This is a genomic window from Capnocytophaga endodontalis (assembly GCF_002209445.1).
Classification (GTDB): Bacteria; Bacteroidota; Bacteroidia; order Flavobacteriales; family Flavobacteriaceae; genus Capnocytophaga; species Capnocytophaga periodontitidis.
Window position 1 is genome coordinate 1,007,822 of record NZ_CP022022.1, and the last position, 19,363, is coordinate 1,027,184.

At 38.9% G+C, this 19,363-nt stretch carries 17 protein-coding genes; 10 read left to right on the top strand and 7 right to left on the bottom strand.

Annotated elements, in window-relative coordinates:
* Positions 1-59: 59 nt before the first annotated feature.
* The 9 genes from CBG49_RS04795 (at position 60) to CBG49_RS04835 (ending at position 10,266) form a co-directional block, all read left to right on the top strand.
* Entirely contained in the window at positions 60-3,323 is a 3,264-nt protein-coding gene (locus CBG49_RS04795) for an Ig-like domain-containing protein (RefSeq protein ID WP_088593597.1), read from the top strand.
* Positions 3,324-3,332: 9 nt separating this feature from the next.
* A complete protein-coding gene (locus CBG49_RS04800; RefSeq protein ID WP_088593598.1) occupies positions 3,333-4,730 on the top strand; it encodes a PorP/SprF family type IX secretion system membrane protein in 1,398 nt (465 codons plus the stop codon).
* A gap of 85 nt (positions 4,731-4,815) precedes the next feature.
* The gene (locus tag CBG49_RS04805) at positions 4,816-5,244 is read left to right on the top strand and encodes a septal ring lytic transglycosylase RlpA family protein (protein WP_088593599.1); all 429 of its coding nucleotides are present in this window, start codon (positions 4,816-4,818) and stop codon (positions 5,242-5,244) included.
* Positions 5,245-5,346: 102 nt separating this feature from the next.
* The gene (locus CBG49_RS04810; RefSeq protein ID WP_088593600.1) at positions 5,347-5,844 is read left to right on the top strand and encodes a YqiA/YcfP family alpha/beta fold hydrolase; all 498 of its coding nucleotides are present in this window, start codon (positions 5,347-5,349) and stop codon (positions 5,842-5,844) included.
* Between the two features lie 2 nt (positions 5,845-5,846).
* The gene (gene hemB, locus CBG49_RS04815) at positions 5,847-6,833 is read left to right on the top strand and encodes a porphobilinogen synthase (protein WP_088593601.1); all 987 of its coding nucleotides are present in this window, start codon (positions 5,847-5,849) and stop codon (positions 6,831-6,833) included.
* Between the two features lie 94 nt (positions 6,834-6,927).
* Positions 6,928-7,422 (top strand): c-type cytochrome, encoded by a 495-nt coding sequence (locus CBG49_RS04820; RefSeq protein WP_088593602.1) that lies wholly within the window; start codon positions 6,928-6,930, stop codon positions 7,420-7,422.
* An 88-nt stretch (positions 7,423-7,510) separates the two neighbouring features.
* Complete coding sequence (locus CBG49_RS04825) at positions 7,511-8,701, top strand: phosphoglycerate kinase (protein ID WP_009413426.1); 1,191 nt, start codon at positions 7,511-7,513, stop codon at positions 8,699-8,701.
* Between the two features lie 22 nt (positions 8,702-8,723).
* The gene (locus CBG49_RS04830; RefSeq protein ID WP_088593603.1) at positions 8,724-9,548 is read left to right on the top strand and encodes a helix-turn-helix domain-containing protein; all 825 of its coding nucleotides are present in this window, start codon (positions 8,724-8,726) and stop codon (positions 9,546-9,548) included.
* 85 nt (positions 9,549-9,633) lie between these two features.
* Complete coding sequence (locus CBG49_RS04835) at positions 9,634-10,266, top strand: DUF417 family protein (RefSeq protein ID WP_009413424.1); 633 nt, start codon at positions 9,634-9,636, stop codon at positions 10,264-10,266.
* A gap of 91 nt (positions 10,267-10,357) precedes the next feature.
* Here the strand turns inward: CBG49_RS04835 and CBG49_RS04840 are convergent, their stop codons facing one another.
* The 7 genes from CBG49_RS04840 to CBG49_RS04870 all read right to left on the bottom strand — a co-directional run bounded on the left by CBG49_RS04840 (position 10,358) and on the right by CBG49_RS04870 (position 18,651).
* Positions 10,358-11,752, bottom strand: a complete 1,395-nt coding sequence (locus CBG49_RS04840; protein WP_088593604.1) for a vWA domain-containing protein — start codon at positions 11,750-11,752, stop codon at positions 10,358-10,360.
* A gap of 100 nt (positions 11,753-11,852) precedes the next feature.
* On the bottom strand, positions 11,853-12,230 hold the full coding sequence (locus CBG49_RS04845) for a hypothetical protein (RefSeq protein WP_193433077.1): 378 nt from the start codon (positions 12,228-12,230) through the stop codon (positions 11,853-11,855).
* Between the two features lie 109 nt (positions 12,231-12,339).
* On the bottom strand, positions 12,340-12,882 hold the full coding sequence (locus CBG49_RS04850) for a hypothetical protein (protein ID WP_088593605.1): 543 nt from the start codon (positions 12,880-12,882) through the stop codon (positions 12,340-12,342).
* Positions 12,883-13,124: 242 nt separating this feature from the next.
* A complete protein-coding gene (locus CBG49_RS04855; RefSeq protein ID WP_088593606.1) occupies positions 13,125-13,700 on the bottom strand; it encodes a hypothetical protein in 576 nt (191 codons plus the stop codon).
* Positions 13,690-15,021: a zinc metalloprotease gene (locus CBG49_RS04860; RefSeq protein ID WP_088593607.1), complete on the bottom strand. Its 1,332-nt coding sequence runs from the start codon at positions 15,019-15,021 to the stop codon at positions 13,690-13,692. The genes CBG49_RS04855 and CBG49_RS04860 overlap by 11 nt, the downstream gene beginning before the upstream one ends.
* A 3-nt stretch (positions 15,022-15,024) precedes the next feature.
* The gene (locus CBG49_RS04865) at positions 15,025-15,864 is read right to left on the bottom strand and encodes a PAAR domain-containing protein (RefSeq protein ID WP_227002960.1); all 840 of its coding nucleotides are present in this window, start codon (positions 15,862-15,864) and stop codon (positions 15,025-15,027) included.
* A gap of 486 nt (positions 15,865-16,350) precedes the next feature.
* The gene (locus tag CBG49_RS04870; protein WP_088593608.1) at positions 16,351-18,651 is read right to left on the bottom strand and encodes an inorganic phosphate transporter; all 2,301 of its coding nucleotides are present in this window, start codon (positions 18,649-18,651) and stop codon (positions 16,351-16,353) included.
* A 166-nt stretch (positions 18,652-18,817) separates the two neighbouring features.
* Between CBG49_RS04870 and CBG49_RS04875 the strand changes: the two genes are divergently transcribed.
* The gene (locus tag CBG49_RS04875) at positions 18,818-19,363 is read left to right on the top strand and encodes a CopD family protein (RefSeq protein WP_088593609.1); all 546 of its coding nucleotides are present in this window, start codon (positions 18,818-18,820) and stop codon (positions 19,361-19,363) included.

Sequence of the window (19,363 nt, forward strand, 5' to 3'; positions counted from 1 at the left end):
TGTATAGTGCTTTGTAAGCACATTTCTTATAGCAATGTTTTTTTTAATTTTTAAATGAAATGAAAGTAAAAAGTTTTTTTAAATACCTTGTGTTGTTTTTCTTTCTCTTCTCTGGAGCACAGGAGCTATATGCTCAAATACAGGGTAGGTTTAAATATGCAAGAAGGCAATTTGGGAATGCTTGCATTGCCCCTGGTTATAATAATTGGAGTGTGAATTTTTATTGGGATCCTCCTTTACCTAATGCCAATAATGTGTTTTATATAGAGTTGTCAGATGCTAATGGAAGTTTTGATAACCCTATTATTCTGAAAACAATAACAGGTCAAAATTCTAAATTTGATTTTAAAGCTCCACAAACTAGTTTTTCTTTTCCCGCTAATACTTCTGGTTCAAATTTTAAGATAAGAGTAAGAAGTACCAGCCCTGCTGCAGAAATAATTGCACTCAACAGAGATGCTACCGTTGGGACAGAAAGTTTTAAAGCCATTTGGTTGGAAGTTAATCGTGTAACTGTTGCTCCTCAAAATGTAACACTTTGCCCTGGTCATACTCAAGAATTAAAAGTGATAGCTCTTAATGATGGGCTACCAGTGTCCAATTATCGTTATGTATGGGGTAAAAGGGTAGGTTCCCAACGTATTCCTATCCAAAGAGATGCAGGCCCTACCTTTACAGTCTCTGAACCAGGTGAGTACTATGCAGCTATAGATTATAAAACAGATTGTCCTCATAGTGCTTACTCTCCTTCTATTGAAGTAAGAATGTCTGGAAGCCAATCCGTTACACTCACTTCCTCAGCTTCCGAAATATGCGAAAGCGAATCCTTTACCCTTACAGCTACTCCCGCCAATCCTTCCGCTAAGTTTATTTGGTATCGTGATAATACCAAACTAACTGAAACCCAAGGAGTGAATACCTATACTGTTCCCGTTGGGCAAAACCTCGCTGGTAACTACTACGTACAAGTAGGGAGTGGCGGTAGTTGTGATGTACAATCTAACCGAGTAACGATCAAGCGAAAAGATAATATCACTGCATCTATCAGTACCACGGGAGGCACTGTGCTAATGCCAGGTAAAAACCGTGTTTTTACTGTGAGCACCACCGCCCAAAGTCCTCAGTACAAATGGTTCAAAGATGGTGCAGAAATTACAGGTGAAACAGCAGCTACCTATACTGCTAATACTGCGGGCACCTATAAAGCCCAAGTAGTGCAAACCGCTGGCTGTGCCGCTACTGTTACTACTAACGAGATTACTCTTAAAGCCCCCGATAGCTTTAAAGTGGCAATCAAAACCAAAAACGCTTTTCAACCCTGTACTACCAACGCCGTTACTTTGGCAATCGATAAAATTACTGCCGTTGCTGGGGGTACCGAACTCACTGTCGACCCTTCCGATTATACCACTTTCTCCTTCCAGTGGCAAGCCAATCTCTCAGGTACTTATCAAGATTTAGCAGGAAAAACCCAAAGCGAACTGCCTTTGAATAGCGCCTTAGAAAACGGTAAATACAAACTGAAAGTTACTGCTACAGGCTTCTCTATCCCCGATTCTAACGAATTAGACATCCGGCTACAAGATGCCAATGCCCTAAAAATTAACGGTGGCAACAATTCATTGGAATTCTGCGATGGCGTCGCAACCCTCACCATTACTACGGGTGCTTCTGCTTCAGCCACCTACACTTGGTTTAAGGACAACGTGAAGGTCGCCGAAGGAGTAGGCAAAACCGAATATGCTGCCGAGGGCTCTGGCGTATACTATGCTACTGTAGGAGCAAGCTCTGGAGGATGCCCAGCTACCTCTAATTCCGTAGTGGTAAAGAAAACTACTATCACAGCCCGTTGGGCAGATGATATCAACACCCGTGAAATTTACTATCACGGCAAAACAAATGTCTTGCAAGTCTCTCATAATATGACTTCTCCTACTATCGAATGGAGCAAAAATGGTACAGTACTTTCTGGCGAAACAGGTACCCAACTCACCATCTCATCGGCTCCTACTTCAGTAGATATCTATACCGTAAAACTCACCGATAACGGCAATTGCGGCACTGTAAAAACCCTCGATCCTGTCTATTTCGAAACCATTGCCGATATCACCGAAGTGAAAGTAGGTACACTCGCTATCTCCTCTACCGATTGCGAAACCCGCTCTCAAACTACCCTCGAAGTACAAAAAATAAAAGTAAAACTGAGTAGTAGCGGACAAGAAGTGGAAGTGAAACGCGCCGACTATCGTTATTTCAATTTCCAATGGTCGAAAGATGGTAACGATATCTTAGGCGAAACACGTCACCAATTGATAGTATTGCGCGCTGGTAATTCCGAATCAGCTAAATATGCTGTAAAGGTTACTTACAACACCAGCATCATCAAAACCTCTGCTGAGCGCGCTATCGCCTTTACACCCATCCCCGATTTCGAGATTTCATCAGCCGATGGCGCCAAAGGAACTGTTTATCTTTGTCAAGGTGGTTCGGTTACCCTAACCGTCGCCGCCGATAGTTTCGACCCCAATGCTACCCTTGCCGATAGCTTTTCTTACAAATGGTACAAAGTAACCAGTGCTAACTATACGAACGACACACCGCTGGGCAGTGAAGCCCCTACCGCAAGTGTAGATGCTATAGGAGAGTACTATTTAGAAATTAACAATGGCGGTTGCCCTAAACGCGCTCATATAAAAGTAGAAAACTACCGCTTAGGCCTCTTTGAACTCGGCTTTAAAGGAAGCGATAACAACAGTACAATTTCTAAAATAGGACAAAACAATTCCCCTAAAATAAAAATAAGTGCTCAAGTAGGCGAACATATTGTAGTACTTAAAAAAACAAATACTAACAACGAAATAGAAATCGCAGGAGGTAACTTCGTATGGGTGAAAGATGATGGCACCGAAAAATATGGCACATCACTTGATATCACTTCCGAAGATATGGCAGGTAATTACACTCTAAAAGAAATATCTTGCCCCGCTATAGGCGAAAATGCCATAAGTTTCCAATTGGATATTTATAAAGTAGATAAAGTACCGAACATTGTAACCCCTAATGGCGACCATTTCAACGATACTTGGGAAATCCCAGCTAAATATACTAGCCCCAATGTGAAAGTAACCATCTATACAGTCGAAGGTAAAGAAGAATATTCCGGCACTAATTACAAAAATCAGTGGCCTTCAGCTAATTCTAATGCTTTTAAAGACCTTGGCAAACGTGCTCTTATCTATATCTACACTATAAAAGGTGAATATACCGAAAATGGTCAAACAAAAAGCGTAGATTTGAAAGGTACAATTACCATACTAAAATAAAAACGAACAATGAAAAGTAGATTACATATACTCATTATAGCGTTTGTGCTTGCTGCCTACTACAGTTGGGCTCAAGGCGATGGTAATTATTTGCCCTATGAAATGCCTGGACATACAGCCGTAAAGTACAACACTTATCTAATGAACCCCGCATTTCCTATCTTTAGCAAAAACGAATCCCAAATCACCTTCTTCCATCGCAACCAATGGATGGGCTTTAAGGACGATAAATTCAATACCTTTGGTCTTTCTTATGGCAAAAAATGGGGCGGTGATGCAGGTCGAAAAAAAGATTATTACGACGGAAATAATATGGCTCACGGAATGGTCTTCCAGCGTAATGTGAGCTTCTTCTCCAATGTAGGTGTCTTAGGAAACTACGTACACCAAGTTGAAATCTCAAGAGATAACTATTTGCGCTTGGGCTTGAATGTGGTCTTCGCTCGCAGCAGTATCGATAAAAACAAAGTGCGTTCAAACGTACAAGACCCCTTAGTTGAAAATGCCAAACCTACCAGTATCATCAACCTCCAACCTGGGGTAGATGTAAACTTTGGCTATTGGCACGTCGGGCTTACCGCCGAAAACCTCTTAGACTATTCTTTCTCAGCAGGTGAAATGGCTGTGCCTTTCAACGAAAAATCGCTCACCGCTCACGTGATGTACCGCAAAGAGCTACAAAGCAGAAGCGACTTTTTAGAAGATGGATTTTTCAGCGTAATGGCTAAAGGCAAAAAAACAAAAGATAACTTCCAATTTGGAGGCCATCTAATGCTCGATGTAAATATGGGCTGGGCGTATGCTGGTTATGACCAAAAATACGGCGTTTTTGGAGGAATAGGCTTCAATGTAAGCAACCATTTTAGCATTGGCTTTGGTTACGAACAGAGTATAGCCAACTATGTAGCCGAACAAGGTGGTAGTTACGATGTGCTACTCTCTTATCAATTCGGAGGTAAACATCATATCAAAAAACCAAAACAACCACCAGTTGTAAAAACTCCACCAGTAGTAAAACCACCTGAACCTAAGGTGGTAACACCTACCGTTACAGTTACTCAAACACCTACTACGCCACCTCCTCCTAAGCCTAAAACTCCTATGGATGACTTAAACAAACGTATCAAAGTAGTAGAGGACGATATTGATAATATTCCTCCAGGATACTATGTAATCCTTGGTGTATACAATAGCCCAGGGGGTGCTTACAGAATGACTAATGAAATCAGACAAAAGTTAGAAGTAGAGGTAGCTACCTTTATGCACCCTAATAACAATTTAACCTACATCTATGCCGATAAACCTTACGAAACACGAGGTGAAGCAGGCGAACGCCTTATCAACATACTCCGCCGCCCAGAGTTTAAAAACTCCAAAGCGTGGATACTAAAAGTAGGTAACCAATAAAGTATTTTTATAAAGACTGTTCAAAATAGTAACTACAAAATAACTCTTTTTTGAACAGTCTTTTATTTTTTAAAAAGAAAACAAGATGAAAAAATTAATTCTTTGCTTGATAGCACTTTTAGCTTTACAGTCCTGTGCTACTATCGATCACCAACGCACAACACGTTCACACGCAAAAAAAACTGCCCCTAAAGCAACAACCAATATAAAAACAGGCGTTTATAAAACCGACGTCACTGCAACCTATTACCACGACAAATTCAACGGCAAAAAAACAGCCAGCGGTGCCGTATTTAGTAATAGTAAGCTCACTACTGCACACCCCTCTTTGCCTTTTGGCACCCAACTAAAGGTTACCAATCGCGCAAATGGCAAATCTGTAGTCGTGACCGTTACCGATAGAGGCCCCTTTACCAAAGGTCGCGAACTCGACCTCACCAAACGCGCCTTTATGGAAATCACCGATAACAAAAACAAAGGATTGATTCAAGTAGATATAGAAATCCTAAAATAAAAACAATAAGCCAATTTGCTAATTCTCTAATTTGCCAATTTGCTAATTCTCTAATTTGCTAATTTGCTAATTTGCTAATTATATACTACCTTTGCCCCCATTATGAAAATACTTTATTTACACGGGCTTGATAGCTTTTTACAAGATGATAGGCGCGCTGTGCTTTCCCCTTATGGTGAAATCTTCGCCCCTACCATCAACTATCGTAACGCCCCTAACCTCTTTGATGAACTGCAAACCCAATACTCCTCTGCCGATGTACTCATCGGGTCAAGTTTGGGCGGACTCGTAGTTTATTACCTCGCTCAAAAATTAGGCAAACCTTGCTTGTTGTTCAACCCTGCGCTTACTCACCGTCACGAATTACCTTTCAACACCCAGCCTAACTCTAATTATACCGCTTATATGCAGGTAGTTATAGGCTTGCAGGACACCGTGATTGCCCCGTGGGAATCGCTTGCCGTACTCCGTGACGATATGCGCAGCCTGCCAAATGTTACCATCCATCTGCTCAACACTATGGAACACTCTTACCCCATAGAAATTTTCGAGAATGAAGTAAAACACTTTTTTGTTAATTGTAAATTGTTAATTGATTAAATATGTTCCCACTCAGAAGAAACCGCCGTTTGCGCGTAAGCGATACAATACGTAGTTTAGTAAAAGAAACTATCGTTACCCCCGATGATTTCCTCGTACCCCTCTTTGTAGTCGAAGGTACAGGTGTAAAAGAAGAAATTGCCTCTATGCCAGGTTATTATCGCTATAGCCTCGACCTCTTGGCAAAAGAAGTAAAAGAACTTTGGAGCTTAGGTCTCAAATCAGTTTTACTATTTGTAAAAGTCCCCGATAACCTCAAAGACAACAAAGGCACTGAAGCTGCCAACCCTAACGGTTTGATGCAACGCGCTATCAAAACCGTGAAAGAAGCAACTCCTAATATGCTTGTAATGACCGATGTAGCCCTCGACCCTTATTCTATCTATGGGCACGATGGCATTGTAGAAAATGGCAAGATTGTAAACGATGCTACGGTTGATGCCCTTTGTCGTATGGCTCTCTCACACGCCGAGGCTGGTGCCGATTTCATAGCCCCCAGCGATATGATGGACGGCCGCATTGTCGCATTGCGCGAAACCCTTGAGGATAATAGTTTTGAACACGTAGGAATAATGTCGTACAGCGCCAAATACGCCTCAGCTTTTTACGGCCCTTTCCGTGATGCCCTCGACAGTGCACCTGTAGATCAACAGGATATCCCTAAAGATAAAAAAACTTATCAAATGGACTATCACAACCGCCTCGAAGCCTTACGCGAAACCCGTATGGATATAGAAGAAGGCGCTGATATTGTAATGGTAAAACCAGGACTTTGCTATTTAGATATCGTGCGCGAGGTGAAGAATATGAGCGAAGTACCCGTAGCGGTATACCAAGTATCAGGTGAATACGCAATGCTCAAAGCCGCTGCTGCCAAGGGGTGGCTCGACCACGATGCCGTGATGATCGAACAAATCGTGAGTATCAAACGCGCTGGTGCCGACATTATCGCAAGCTATTTTGCAAAAGAAGTTGTAAAACTCTTGTAAAAATAAAATTGTCTTCGTGTCACTACACTTTGTCAAAGTCCAAGGACTTTGACAAAGTCTATTATATTGCAAACGCCTAAACAAAAGATTTTCTATGAAAAAACACTTTTTAATATTCACAACTTTAACACTCCTAACCGCTTGTGGTGGCGGCACTAATAACAATAATAATAGCAACGATACCACCACCCCCGAAACTACTGCGCCTCAGGCAACCACTACAGCCACTCCTGAACCCGATTTTCCCGATTGGCAAAACCAAAAAGGGGTAAAACCCATCACCCTCAACCCGCCTTTAGCCGATACCCCCGATGCGGCAATGGCTGCCAAAGGTGAAGAAACTTTTAACAATCTTTGTGTTGCCTGCCACCGCCCTAAAAAACGCTTGATAGGCCCCGCAATGATTGGCGTAATGGAACGCCGTACCCCTGAGTGGCTGATGAATATGATTCTCTACCCCGATGCAATGGAAAAACAAGACCCTATCGCTAAAAAATTAGTAGAAGAGTACCAAAGCCTAATGCTCAACCAAAACCTCACCCAGCAACAAGCCCGAGAAGTGCTTGAGTATTTGAGAACAATAAAGTAAATCCCAAATTTGCTAATTACCAAATTTGCAAATTCGCTAATTAATCCGTACCTTTGTAGCTTGAAAATATTATTTATATATACAATATATGAAAACCATAGACAATTTTAACTTTGCAGGCAAGAAAGCCTTGATTCGTGTGGACTTCAATGTACCATTAGACGAAAATTTTAAAGTAACCGATAACACTCGTATTGAGGCAGCTAAACCTACTATCGAGAAAATCCTTAAGGACGGTGGAACCGCTGTTTTGATGAGTCACTTAGGTCGCCCAAAAGGTGAACGCAACGATAAGTATTCTCTCCGCCATATCGTTAGTGAAGTAGAAAAAGTATTAGGCAAAAAAGTAATCTTTGTAAACGATTGCGTAGGCGAAGTAGCCGAAAAAGCTGTAGCTGCAGCTCCTGCGGGTAGTGTAGTGCTCCTTGAAAACTTGCGATTCCACAACGAAGAAGAAAAAGGCGACGAAAACTTCTCTAAACAATTGGCTAAACTCGGCGATATCTACGTGAACGACGCTTTTGGTACTGCTCACCGCGCCCACGCTTCTACTACTATTGTAGCTAAATTCTTCCCTAACAACAAATGCTTTGGTTACCTCCTCGCTAAAGAAATTGAAAGTATCGACAAAGTGATGAGATCAGGTGAAAAACCTGTAACAGCTATACTCGGCGGTTCTAAAGTTTCCTCTAAAATCACTATCATCGAAAATATTTTAGGAAAAGTAAACCACCTTATCATCGGTGGAGGTATGGCATATACTTTTATCAAAGCACAAGGCGGTAAAGTAGGAAACTCTATCTGTGAAGACGATAAACTCGACCTCGCTCTTGATATCCTTGCTAAAGCTAAAGCTAAAGGCGTAGAAGTTCACTTGCCTATCGATGTGGTAGCTGCCGACGCTTTCGACAACAACGCTAAAACCCAAATAGTACCTGTAAATGCTGTTCCCGATGGTTGGGAAGGTCTCGATGCAGGCCCTAAAACACTCGAAAATATCAAATCGGTATTGCTCGCTTCTAAAACTATCTTGTGGAATGGCCCTATAGGGGTGTTTGAAATGCCTAACTTTGCCAAAGGTACTATCGCTGTAGGTGATTATGTTGCCGAAGCTACTAAAAAAGGTGCTTTCTCACTCGTAGGAGGTGGCGACTCGGTAGCTGCTGTTAAACAATTTGGCTTTGAAAACAAAGTGAGCTATGTTTCTACCGGTGGTGGCGCTATGCTCGAAAGCCTCGAAGGATTGGTACTCCCTGGTATCGCTGCTATCAATGAATAGACGATAAACAATTAGGTGAAAAATGACCTTATTTGTTGAACATATCAATTTGCAACAATTCTCCACACCCATAAGTGTGGAGAATTATTGTATATTTATGTTTGAAGGATCAGGCTCTTTTACAGTAGATGCTACTCCGTATACTTATAAGGGTTTCACCTTGCTTTTTCTCTCTCCTTTTCAGCACTTTCAGTGGCAAGAAGCAAGCATTACAACCGCCGAACTCTTGCAATTTCACGGTGATTTCTATTGTATAGAATACCACAAAAAAGAAGTCGCTTGCAATGGTTTCCTCTTTAATGCACTGTTTTTACAACCTCACATTGCTGTGGGAGAAGCTACTTTTGTAGAAGTAAAAAATCTATTTAGAAATATAACTGCTGAACTTACCGAAAATAATCCTTTTTCAGAAGCGGTATTGCGCTCTTATCTTCAGCTTATTTTAGCCCTTTCCAGCAAGGAAAAGAGCCTATTACTCACTGATACTCCTCCACAAACCGACCATACTTTAGCAACCGACTTCCAAGAACTTTTAGAAAAACACTTCCTTAGTGAGCGCAACCTCTCTTTCTATGCCGAGGCGCTTTCCCTCACCCCCGATGCTTTTAGCAAAAAACTCAAAAAACTCATCGGGAAAACACCTTCTAAACTCCTCCAAGACCGATTGGTGTTAGAAGCTAAAAAACAACTGCACCTCACGCATAAGTCTATCAAAGAAATAGCCTTTGATTTGAATTTTGAAGACGAATTTTACTTCAGTAGATTCTTCAAAAAAAACGTGGGACTCTCGCCTAAACACTTCCGCGAAAGCGTAGGTATTTCAATAGTTGCCAACGAAACACACTAAAATGTCTATGCAATCACCTTTTTTATCCATTTGTATTTGCTAAAAAAGACGTAATTTTGCACCCTGAAATTTAATACAAATTACTATGCAAAAGTTATTATCATTTTTAGCAGGAAGCGAACGTTGTTTCGTGAATTTTATCAGGGTTGCTATCTTCATCGTAATGGCGTGGATAGGAGGCTTGAAAGTATGTCAGTATGAAGCCGATGGCATTGTACCTTTCGTGACTAACAGTCCGTTTATGAGTTTTTTCTATGCTAATTCAGGTAAAACCGCAATCGATGAGAACGGTGTTACAGGTGAAGCTAACAAAGGCAAAGAAGTAGCACAATACAAATTGCACAAAAACCCCGAAGGTAAGATGGTGAAAGCCAATATCGAATGGCATAAAGAGAACAATACTTATACTTTCTCTTATGGTTTAGGGGCTTTCATTTGCTTGATAGGTTTACTTACCCTTTTAGGTATTTGGTCACCTAAAATAGGGGTGATAGGAGGTTTACTCACTTTTGGTATGAGCATTGTTACACTTTCTTTCCTCATCACTACCCCCGAGGTGTATGTACCTAATTTAGGTGGTGATATGCCTACTCCAGCTTATGGTTTCCCTTACTTATCGGGAGCTGGACGCTTGGTATTGAAAGATATTATAATGTCGGCAGGCGGTTTGATCGCCGCTTCCGAAGCTGCAAGACGAATTTTAGCAGCTAAGAAATAAGAAATAAAAAGTAAGAAAAAAAGGCAACTGTAAATCTTCTCAGTTGCCTTTTTTTTTGGTATTGCTACACTTTGTTAAAACTTATACGACATTATTCTGTATATTTTTTGATAAGACGAATCATCAGGTTGCTGAGTTTTTCGACTTGATACTCCCCTACACTGGGTTCCAAATGGGCGTTACCTATACCGCTGTCGTCGGTGATAAATACATAGGTGCCATTGGTATACATTGCCATAAAGCGCATTAAGAACTCGGTGGGTTTATCGATACCGCTAGCCACGATGGGGATGAGCTTGATACCTTTCTCGGCAGCGGTTTTTACAGAGGCTTGTACGCTTTTGAGTACCTTATCTTCGTGATGTGGAGGGGCATCGAGTACTAAAAAGGCAATACGTGTGCGTGCCTCGGCGTCCCATTGGAGTTTGTTGAGCTCATTGAGGGCGGTATGCACGGCTTCGGGGAAGTCGCCTCCACCATCAGCTTTTTGGCTATTAATAAACTGAATGGTTTTATTGATATCCTTAGTAAAATCGGAGTGTTTGACTACATAGTCGTCACCTTCGTCGCGGTAAAATACGGTGCCAGTACTGATTTTTAGGTTTTTATTACCTTCTTCAACTTTACTAATTACGTTCTTCAAGTCCATTTTTAGGAACTCTAACTCATCACTCATTGAGCCCGTAGCATCCACCATAAAGGCAATTTGTACTTCGTTTGAAGTTTTTTCTGTGTTGTTTTTAAGGGCAATACGATTGAGGGTCGTTTCGCTAATTGGATTTTCAGTGCTTATCCATTCGTTATTGACTTTTAGGCGCAAATGCTCGGTGTTAAGCTCTTTTTCTTTTTGGAAGGCACTCACCCATAGTTCAGCTTTACCCGTGTTATCGGTTTTAGCTGTCCATAGCAGGGTATTGTTACGATAGAGCGCAACGCTGGCGTTTACAACAGGTTTGCTATTAGCGGTTAGAAGCACAGCAATGCGGTGATTGGTGTACATTTGCCAGTATTCGGGGAAAGAAGCAAATTCATTTTTATTGAGCGTTTTTTGATAGAAATCCCAACTATTAAGGTCGTTCCATTCACCAGCAGTTACCAAACCAGACTGCGGTTGAGGGTCGCTTTCAGGGCGACATTTAGGGTGCTTAGGTTCAGTGCGTTTTGCTGGTTTGCTGGTTGCTACATCTTTTGCTACCGACATTTTAGCTGACATTGTACTTTCGTCATTTCTGATAACATCGACTGTTGTTTTAGAATGTTTTCTCTTAGTGCTCTTTTCGCCGTAGCCAACTACGGCTATCTCGGCTAATTCGCCACTACTTTCTTCTCGGTAATCGCCGGAAGAGCTTTCATCTCGGTATTCGGTGATACCTCCATAATCGCCTGTGCTACTTCCGCGATCAGCGGGTTTGTAAGCTTTTCGGTCGCCACAAGCGCATACGAGTAGGACAAGGCACAATAACAAAAAATAAGATAGGTTTTTCATTTTGGAATATAGTTTTTGTGTTTCTAAAAGAAAACATACGAAAATAATGCCAAATGTTTAATAGTTAAGAGAGTGTCCGAAAAGTTTTGTTTTTTATTGATTACACACTTCGAACTAAATACAAAAGAATTTTACCATTTATCTTCTTAAAAATATATGTAATGGTATAGCCTCCTATAACATCATTTTCTAAAAAACCAATATCTATTTGGAAAGAATTTTCTGATAAAAAGGAAAAATCAATATTTGTAGTTTTTTCCTTATTCCACCAACTAAAAATCCTATTTTCAATAATATTCTTTGTATCCAACTTTTGGAAAAGCAAAATATACTTCTTAGTGAATAATTTATCAAAGATTTTTATAAAATCTTCTTTTCCAATAGGTTTGTCTTTTGTCGTAAAACCTTCTTCATAAACTTTATCGCCATATATCATCTCATAAAGAGGACCTTCATCTTCAAGTGGATAATTTATCATATTGTTGGCGATTTTCGCTATTTGTTTTTCAAACTATTGCAAGAACAAGTGAAGACTAAAATGAGTATTAATTTAAGTAATATTCTTTTCATAATTAGCTACGCAAAAATCACAAACACAATTCATTAGAAAGGAAAATAAACTTTTGTTTTTTATACTTCCACTTAATTTTATCTTTCTTCTTGCTCTGCTTCATTTTTATGGAAGAGACTAAAGAGTCATCGTATATATATTTCTTTTTTACATCTATCTTTTTTAAATTACAATCAAAATTCTCTACAGAATAGTAATACAATCTTGTAAAAGAGAGCGGTAGAAAAATGTCTAATTTATATAGCTTATTATTTTTGTAATATCTAATAAAATTGAAATTATCGGCTTCATTCAAAGATTTCAAACCTTGCTGAAAATACAGTGTATAAAAACAATGCTTCTCTACGATTACTTTATAAAAACCATTTAGTGGTTGGTTCGTCTGTTTTGAAATATATTTCTTAATCAAATCATACCCCCCTCGGACGTCTTGATGATTATAGACTTGTTTTTTTACAATTTCTATGTCAGATTGATTTATAGTAATCGTATCTTTTTGTGAATATACAAGATGAGTCAAGAGTAAAACGCATATTGCTATAAAATATCTTATTCCCATTCTTCTTCTATATTTAACTTGAGTTTGACGTAAGTAATTATTTAACAATCAGTAAAATATTTTTAAACTCCCACAAAGCCAGCGAGTTGGCGCAGCTGGGTATGTGAAACACGAATTTTCACGAAATTGAGACACTTTTTAGGATTATTGTTAGTTATAGGACGAGGCAGACTTGGCTGACCTGCAATGGTATATTGCTAATTTATAATTGTAAATTAGGGTACTATTATAATAAAAGTTTTTTATTTCTTTACTTCTACACCATTTTTGTAATAGACTTTATCAATAACTCGTTCTTCTTGTCCTTTTTCATTGATGATTTTCAAATCTATATCTTCTATTGTCCAGAGTCCGTGTTTCTCACCGTGTTTGTATCTTCCTTTTGCTACATTACTAAATACTCGTTCTTCCCACAGACCTATTTTTTTATCATTTTTATAATGACCTTTTGACACTTTTTCTTCTTCTTTTATATGCCAATACCCATTTCTTTTTCCTTTTTTATAATATCCTTTCCTTACAAAGGAATGGTTGTCTGTTTCGAGATAAAAACCATCTAATAATTCATTTTTATAATTTTCTACCTTTACTAAATCTAATCCGCTAAGGCATTTTTCAAATGTGAGCACTTCTGTTTTATTACCCATAAATCTCTTAATCCAAATGTAGTTTACGTCTTGATGTATTGATTTGACAGTATATTGATTTTTTCTTATAGGTTCTTCTGCTGAAACACGTAGGTACTCATCTTTAAAATCCTGAGAGAAAAGGTTTAGAGTAAAAAGGAGAAAAAGTATTTTAAATATTTTATTTTTCATTGTGATAAAGTTTTATTTCTTCTTGCATTTTTAACCATTGCCATTTCCAAAAAGATTTTTGAGGCGCTCCTGCATTTGTAGATTCCATAAAATTATCTGTTTGAAAAGGTTTAAATACATGCTTAGGCAATGTGTTTAATTCTCTCTTTTTTATATCTAAAAATTGCTTTATTGGGTATATTCTTCCTCCATAATTAATTTCTTTTGGTGGATTATTTTTATATTTATTAAGAGTTTCTTTTATATTTTTTTCATTTTCTTTACCTTGAAAAGATGAATGAAATAAACCTAAAACATGCCCCAATTCATGTGCTATTGTTAATGAATTTGTAAGTGAAGTTGGTATAATAAAAACATAGTGAGTATCTAAAGGAAATACTTTAGCATGACCTTCTGTTATATCATTTTCATTTATTGCACTTAAAAGAATTACAATACCTTTAAAACCTTTAAAATATTTGTTAAACACCTCTTCGTCAAAATTTTTTAACGCTCGAACTATAGATATTTCTCCCATCTCATCTTGATGAAAAGAAAGCACTCCCTTTTTCTTAAATTCATCTATATCTATAACCACTTCTTTTATAGGTAGAAATTTTAAATGAATTAAAGGTTGATTATAATATTTATTTTGTAGTTCTTTTTTAAGTATTTCAATATTAGAAGGCGATAATTTTCTAGAAGCCTCTTCATTATCTCCTTTATTACCTTTATTTGTAATTATTTTTACAAGCTGTATTGGTAGGTGGTAATTTCCGTTATTCTTTATAATATTAAGCTTCCCTACTTCTATATTATTTTTATCTATGGCAGTAATACATATATCCCTTTCTAAAGGTTCTTTACAAATAACCTCAATAGTTGTGTTTTTATTTATTTCAGATACTTTAATTTTATTAGGGTTAAAAATAACACCTGCTTTTGAAGGAATTTCTATGTAATCATCATCTTGTATTTGATAATTATTTAATTTTTCTACTTCTATTTTTAGCTTTACCTTTTGTTTTAGTTCAGATTTTTCTTGTTCAGGAAATATACTCAGCCAAGGAACGAAATATTCTTTGTTTTTTGATAATTCTACTTTTTCATTTTTCTCACAATCATAATATTCTTTTTTCAATTTTTCGTAATCACTGTCAATTACAGTGTTATCGTGGTAATTATCACGCATCCAATCAAAACCAAATTCTCCATAATAGTCTTCTGGTCTTCTGAAGTGGATAAGGTAATCAGGTTCTTTTTCTTCATTAGGATTGTAAACCCATAGTCTGGCTATGGATTGTTGTCCTGTTTCTTTTAGTGTTATTCTTATCCCTGCCATAGTTTAGTTGTTTTTTTGTTCTATTATTTTTAGTTTGATGTGCTCTATTTCATTGTTTTGAAAAATGTATCCTTTGAGTATGTCGTCTTCTAAACGTTCACCCTTGTATTCAAAATCTATTTCATTATCGGTTAGGTCTAAATCAGCTTCTTTTTCTGCAAGATTTATACCTTCTACTACTAAGTAGACTTCTTGCCCTATGTTACCTTTTTCTATGATGTCTCCATTGAGGTCGGTATAGTAAGTTTTTTTGATTTTAGAGGCATTTTCATCTTCTTCTTTCTGTTCTACTTTCCATTCTACTTGTACTTGGTTATCCTGTACAATACCTTTTAGTTCGGTTAGCATAGAGCTGCCGCCGTCTTGTTCGGGTGTGTGGACTTTTACGGTTACTTCTTCGCCATTGGGGATGTTACGGGTGTCGGCAACTAAGGTTACTACTTTTTCTATTTTACTATTACGAATGATTTGTTCTTCTTTTACCCATTGCAGATTGTAAACTGCGGGTTCACCCTCAGCTCCTGCTTCTAAAACTGAAGTATTTTTGCTAATAATCACTGCTCCTGGTACGCCTGCGGGTATCGTGCCGCCGTGTGCTGTAGGAGAGCCTTGTAGGGCTATAGGTACACCGTTGATGGTAGCGGTGGGACAGCCTTGTAAAATCACATCTTGTCCTCCTGCAGCACATATACATTTATCTCCTTGCAAAGCTATAGGAATGCCGTTGAGTGTTGCAGTAGAGCACCCTGGACCAATGATAGGTCCTCCTACGTGGGGTGTGTTGCCCGTGGTCATTGGGCAAGTGTGCATTGTATTGATGGTTACTATTTGTCGTTCGTCCATAATAAGTTAAAAGAAGATAGATAGTTAAAAAACAACTCCAAAAGTACATTTTTTTTCAATTTACCAAAATTTGGTGATGAAAATTGTGTTTTGCTAATTCACTAACATAAGTATTACCTATTTAATGTGAGTTCGAGGTAAGGAAAATATGATTAATTACTTATTAGTCAAATAAATAGACAACTTTGTTGTAAAAGTCTCAAAGCCTGCGAGGGCTCACAGCTGGATATGTGAACACGAATCACACAGATTTAACACGGATTACAATATAAATGTAAATCGGTGTTTTGTTATATAAAACTGACGTTAAATTACAGATTTACAGAAAAATAATACAATTTATTAGCTTACGCGACAAAGATATAAAAAATTTATTAAAATCCAAAAAGTTTGTTGTAGAGGCTGTTTGTTTTTTTGATAGCCTTTGCCAAAGGTGCGAACCGCACGGGCGATTGAGGACTTTGGCAAAGTGTACTGATTTTCTTCTTACCTCTTATCTCTTACCTCTTGTTGAAGATTGATAAGGTTTATTTTCTTCTTTTTGTTTTGTTGTTTTTGATATTCGTCAAACTGCATTAACAGGTTATTGTTAGCCCTGATAAGCGCATTGGTTTCGAGCAAAATACTGAAGTACAATTTGGTGGTTTTATGACTGGTTTCAGTCGTACGAATACGGTCGATTTGCTTTTGAACCATTTTAGAGACTTCATCTTTCAGCACTTTGCAATCTTCAAAGATGATGTGTAACTTGTTATAGTCTGAACCTTTAAATATTTCGGCTTCTGCTCTAAACACTTCTTCCATCTTGTCGGAAATGTATTTTAAATCTCTCAGCTGGTTGAACTTGAGGTTCTTGTGGTTGTTATTCACGTGCTCATAGCTGTTGAGGGTAATAGCGGTGAGACACTGTGCCATATCCTGCAAGTAATCCAAAATGAGAATGTAGAACTTGCTGGAGGCTACTGAGCTCTCATTCAGTGATTTGATAAAGTAATATACATTGCCTTTTAATTCGTCGAGTTCTTTTTCGAGTTTTTTAGCGTTCTTCTTGTTTTTGGTGAGTTTGCTCAAATCTTGTGTACCGAGGTTTTTCACCACCTTGCTATAGAGCTCATCAATGCGGTAAATCGTTTCGGATACATAGTTAGAGCTTTCTTTTATCACTCCACCGATAGTCGCCAAGTCGGCGCGTTCAAAGCGTTTGCCTTGGGCTTTAGCTTTCTGCTTGTTGCGGTAAATCACGGCATTGCGGATGAGCACGAAGCCTACCACCATAATCATCACGATAAGACCAATTACACTGCCATAATACAGCACGCCAGCCACAATAAAAGCACCGATAAAAGCCACAATAGCAGTTAAGAACCAACCGCCAATTACGTTTAGCACCCCAGCCACACGATATACAGCACTGTCGCGCCCCCAAGCCCTATCGGCGAGAGAGGAACCCATTGCCACCATAAAGGTTACATAAGTGGTAGAGAGCGGTAATTTGAACGACGTACCAAAGGCAATCAAACTACTCGATACCACAAGGTTGATTGCAGCGCGCACAAGGTCGAAAGCGGGAAGGTCTTCTTCTTTTACATTAGGGTCGCGTTCAGGTTTTTCAAAACGGTGATCTATTTTACTGCTGAGCGATTTAGGCATTATAAATTCCACCGCATTGGCGCAAATCACGGTAATACGCACCAAAAAGCGCGAGAGGAAATTAGAAGAGAATTTTTCTTCACCGCCTTCATTTTGGCGGGAGAGGTTCACCCCTGTATCAATCACGTGGCGTGCTTTTTTGGAGAACCAAAGGGTGAGAATCATCACAAAGCCTGTGAGCAGCAATAGGAATGTAGGGGTACTCATTTCGCTATCGGCTAAACCCTTCATCAGCAGGCTGTCGTGAGCCATTCCTGAGTTGTGCCATATTCCGTAGGATTGATAAGCAGCCATAGGCACCCCGATAAAGTTCACCAAGTCGTTGCCCGCAAAAGCCATTGCCAAAGCAAAAGTACCACTGAGGATAATTACCCTGAAAATGTTTACTTTCATACGGATAAGCATCTGTGAAAGCACCGAATAGAAAATAAAACAGCCAAAGAGCAGTAGTACAATATTTGTATCTATCCACGCAATGGCTTCTTTAGGGATGAAAGCGACGTCCTTGAGACCTTTAAAGATAATGAAATAGGAGAGCCCCGTGAGCGACAAGCCGCCAAATACGCCTCCTACGTATTTTATATTGTCTTGATATTTAAATGAAAAGACCAATCGAGCTAAGTATTGTACGATAGCTCCCACTGTAAAAGCGATAGCTACCGAGGTAAAAATACCCGCAATCACCTTGCCTACCTCTCCTTTGTTGATATAGTCGAAAGCAGTAGTTAGTGGAGCGCCACTCATAAAAGTTTTGATGGTAGCCACACACATTGCTGCTCCGAGGAGTTCAAAAACCACAGAAACGGTAGTGGAAGTGGGCAAGCCGATAGAGTTGAAAAGGTCGAAGAGGAGAATATCGGCGAGGATAACCGACATAAAGATAATCATTACCTCATCAAAGTAGAAGAGCTGGGGGTTGAAGATGCCTTTTCGGGCAATTTCCATCATTCCACTGGAGAAGATAGCACCGATGGCTACCCCCACGCTGGCGACTATCATAATAGTGCGGATAGTAGCCACTTTAGAGCCAACGGCTGAGTTGAGAAAGTTGGCTGCATCGTTGCTTACGCCCACTACTAAATCGATAATAGCGAGCACTAAAAACACGAACAGCATAAAAATGTAAACCTGTTCCATAACACTTATACTGGTTTGAGGGGACAAAGGTAGTGTATAATTAGCAAATTAACAAATTAGCAAATTAGAAAATTGGCAAACACTTTCTGTTATATTTTAGTAGAACCGAAAAATATTACTACCTTTGTATTTTCAAATAACTAAAAACTCGTAAAAACATTTTGTAATTATGGATTATCTTACTGCTAAATGCATCCATATCATCTTTGTAGTGAGCTACTTCGCTGGACTTTTCTATATGGTGCGCCTTTTTATCTACCACACCGAAGCCTTGGAAAAAGAAGAGCCTGAACGTTCTATTCTTCACAAGCAATTCAGCTTTATGGAAGAGCGCTTGTGGAACATCATCACTGTTCCCGCCCTTATACTAATGACTACCACCGGACTTTATATGCTCTATGACGGTGGAGAATGGACATTTATGAGACAAGGCTGGATGCACGTCAAACTGCTGTTTATCGCCTTTTTGCTATGGTATCACTACTATTCGTGGCGCATAATGAAACGTTTGCAAGCAGGGCAGGCAACCCTCACTTCTGTGCAATTGCGAATGCTCAATGAGGTGGCGACTATTATTCTATTTGTTGTGGTTTTTGCTGTTGTCCTCAAAGGTGTTTTTGTTGCCTATTGGTATGCCTCTTTGTTAGCTTTCGTTGCGATGGGTGTACTGATTATGTTGGTAGTAAAATTAGTGAATAAAGGGAAAAATTAG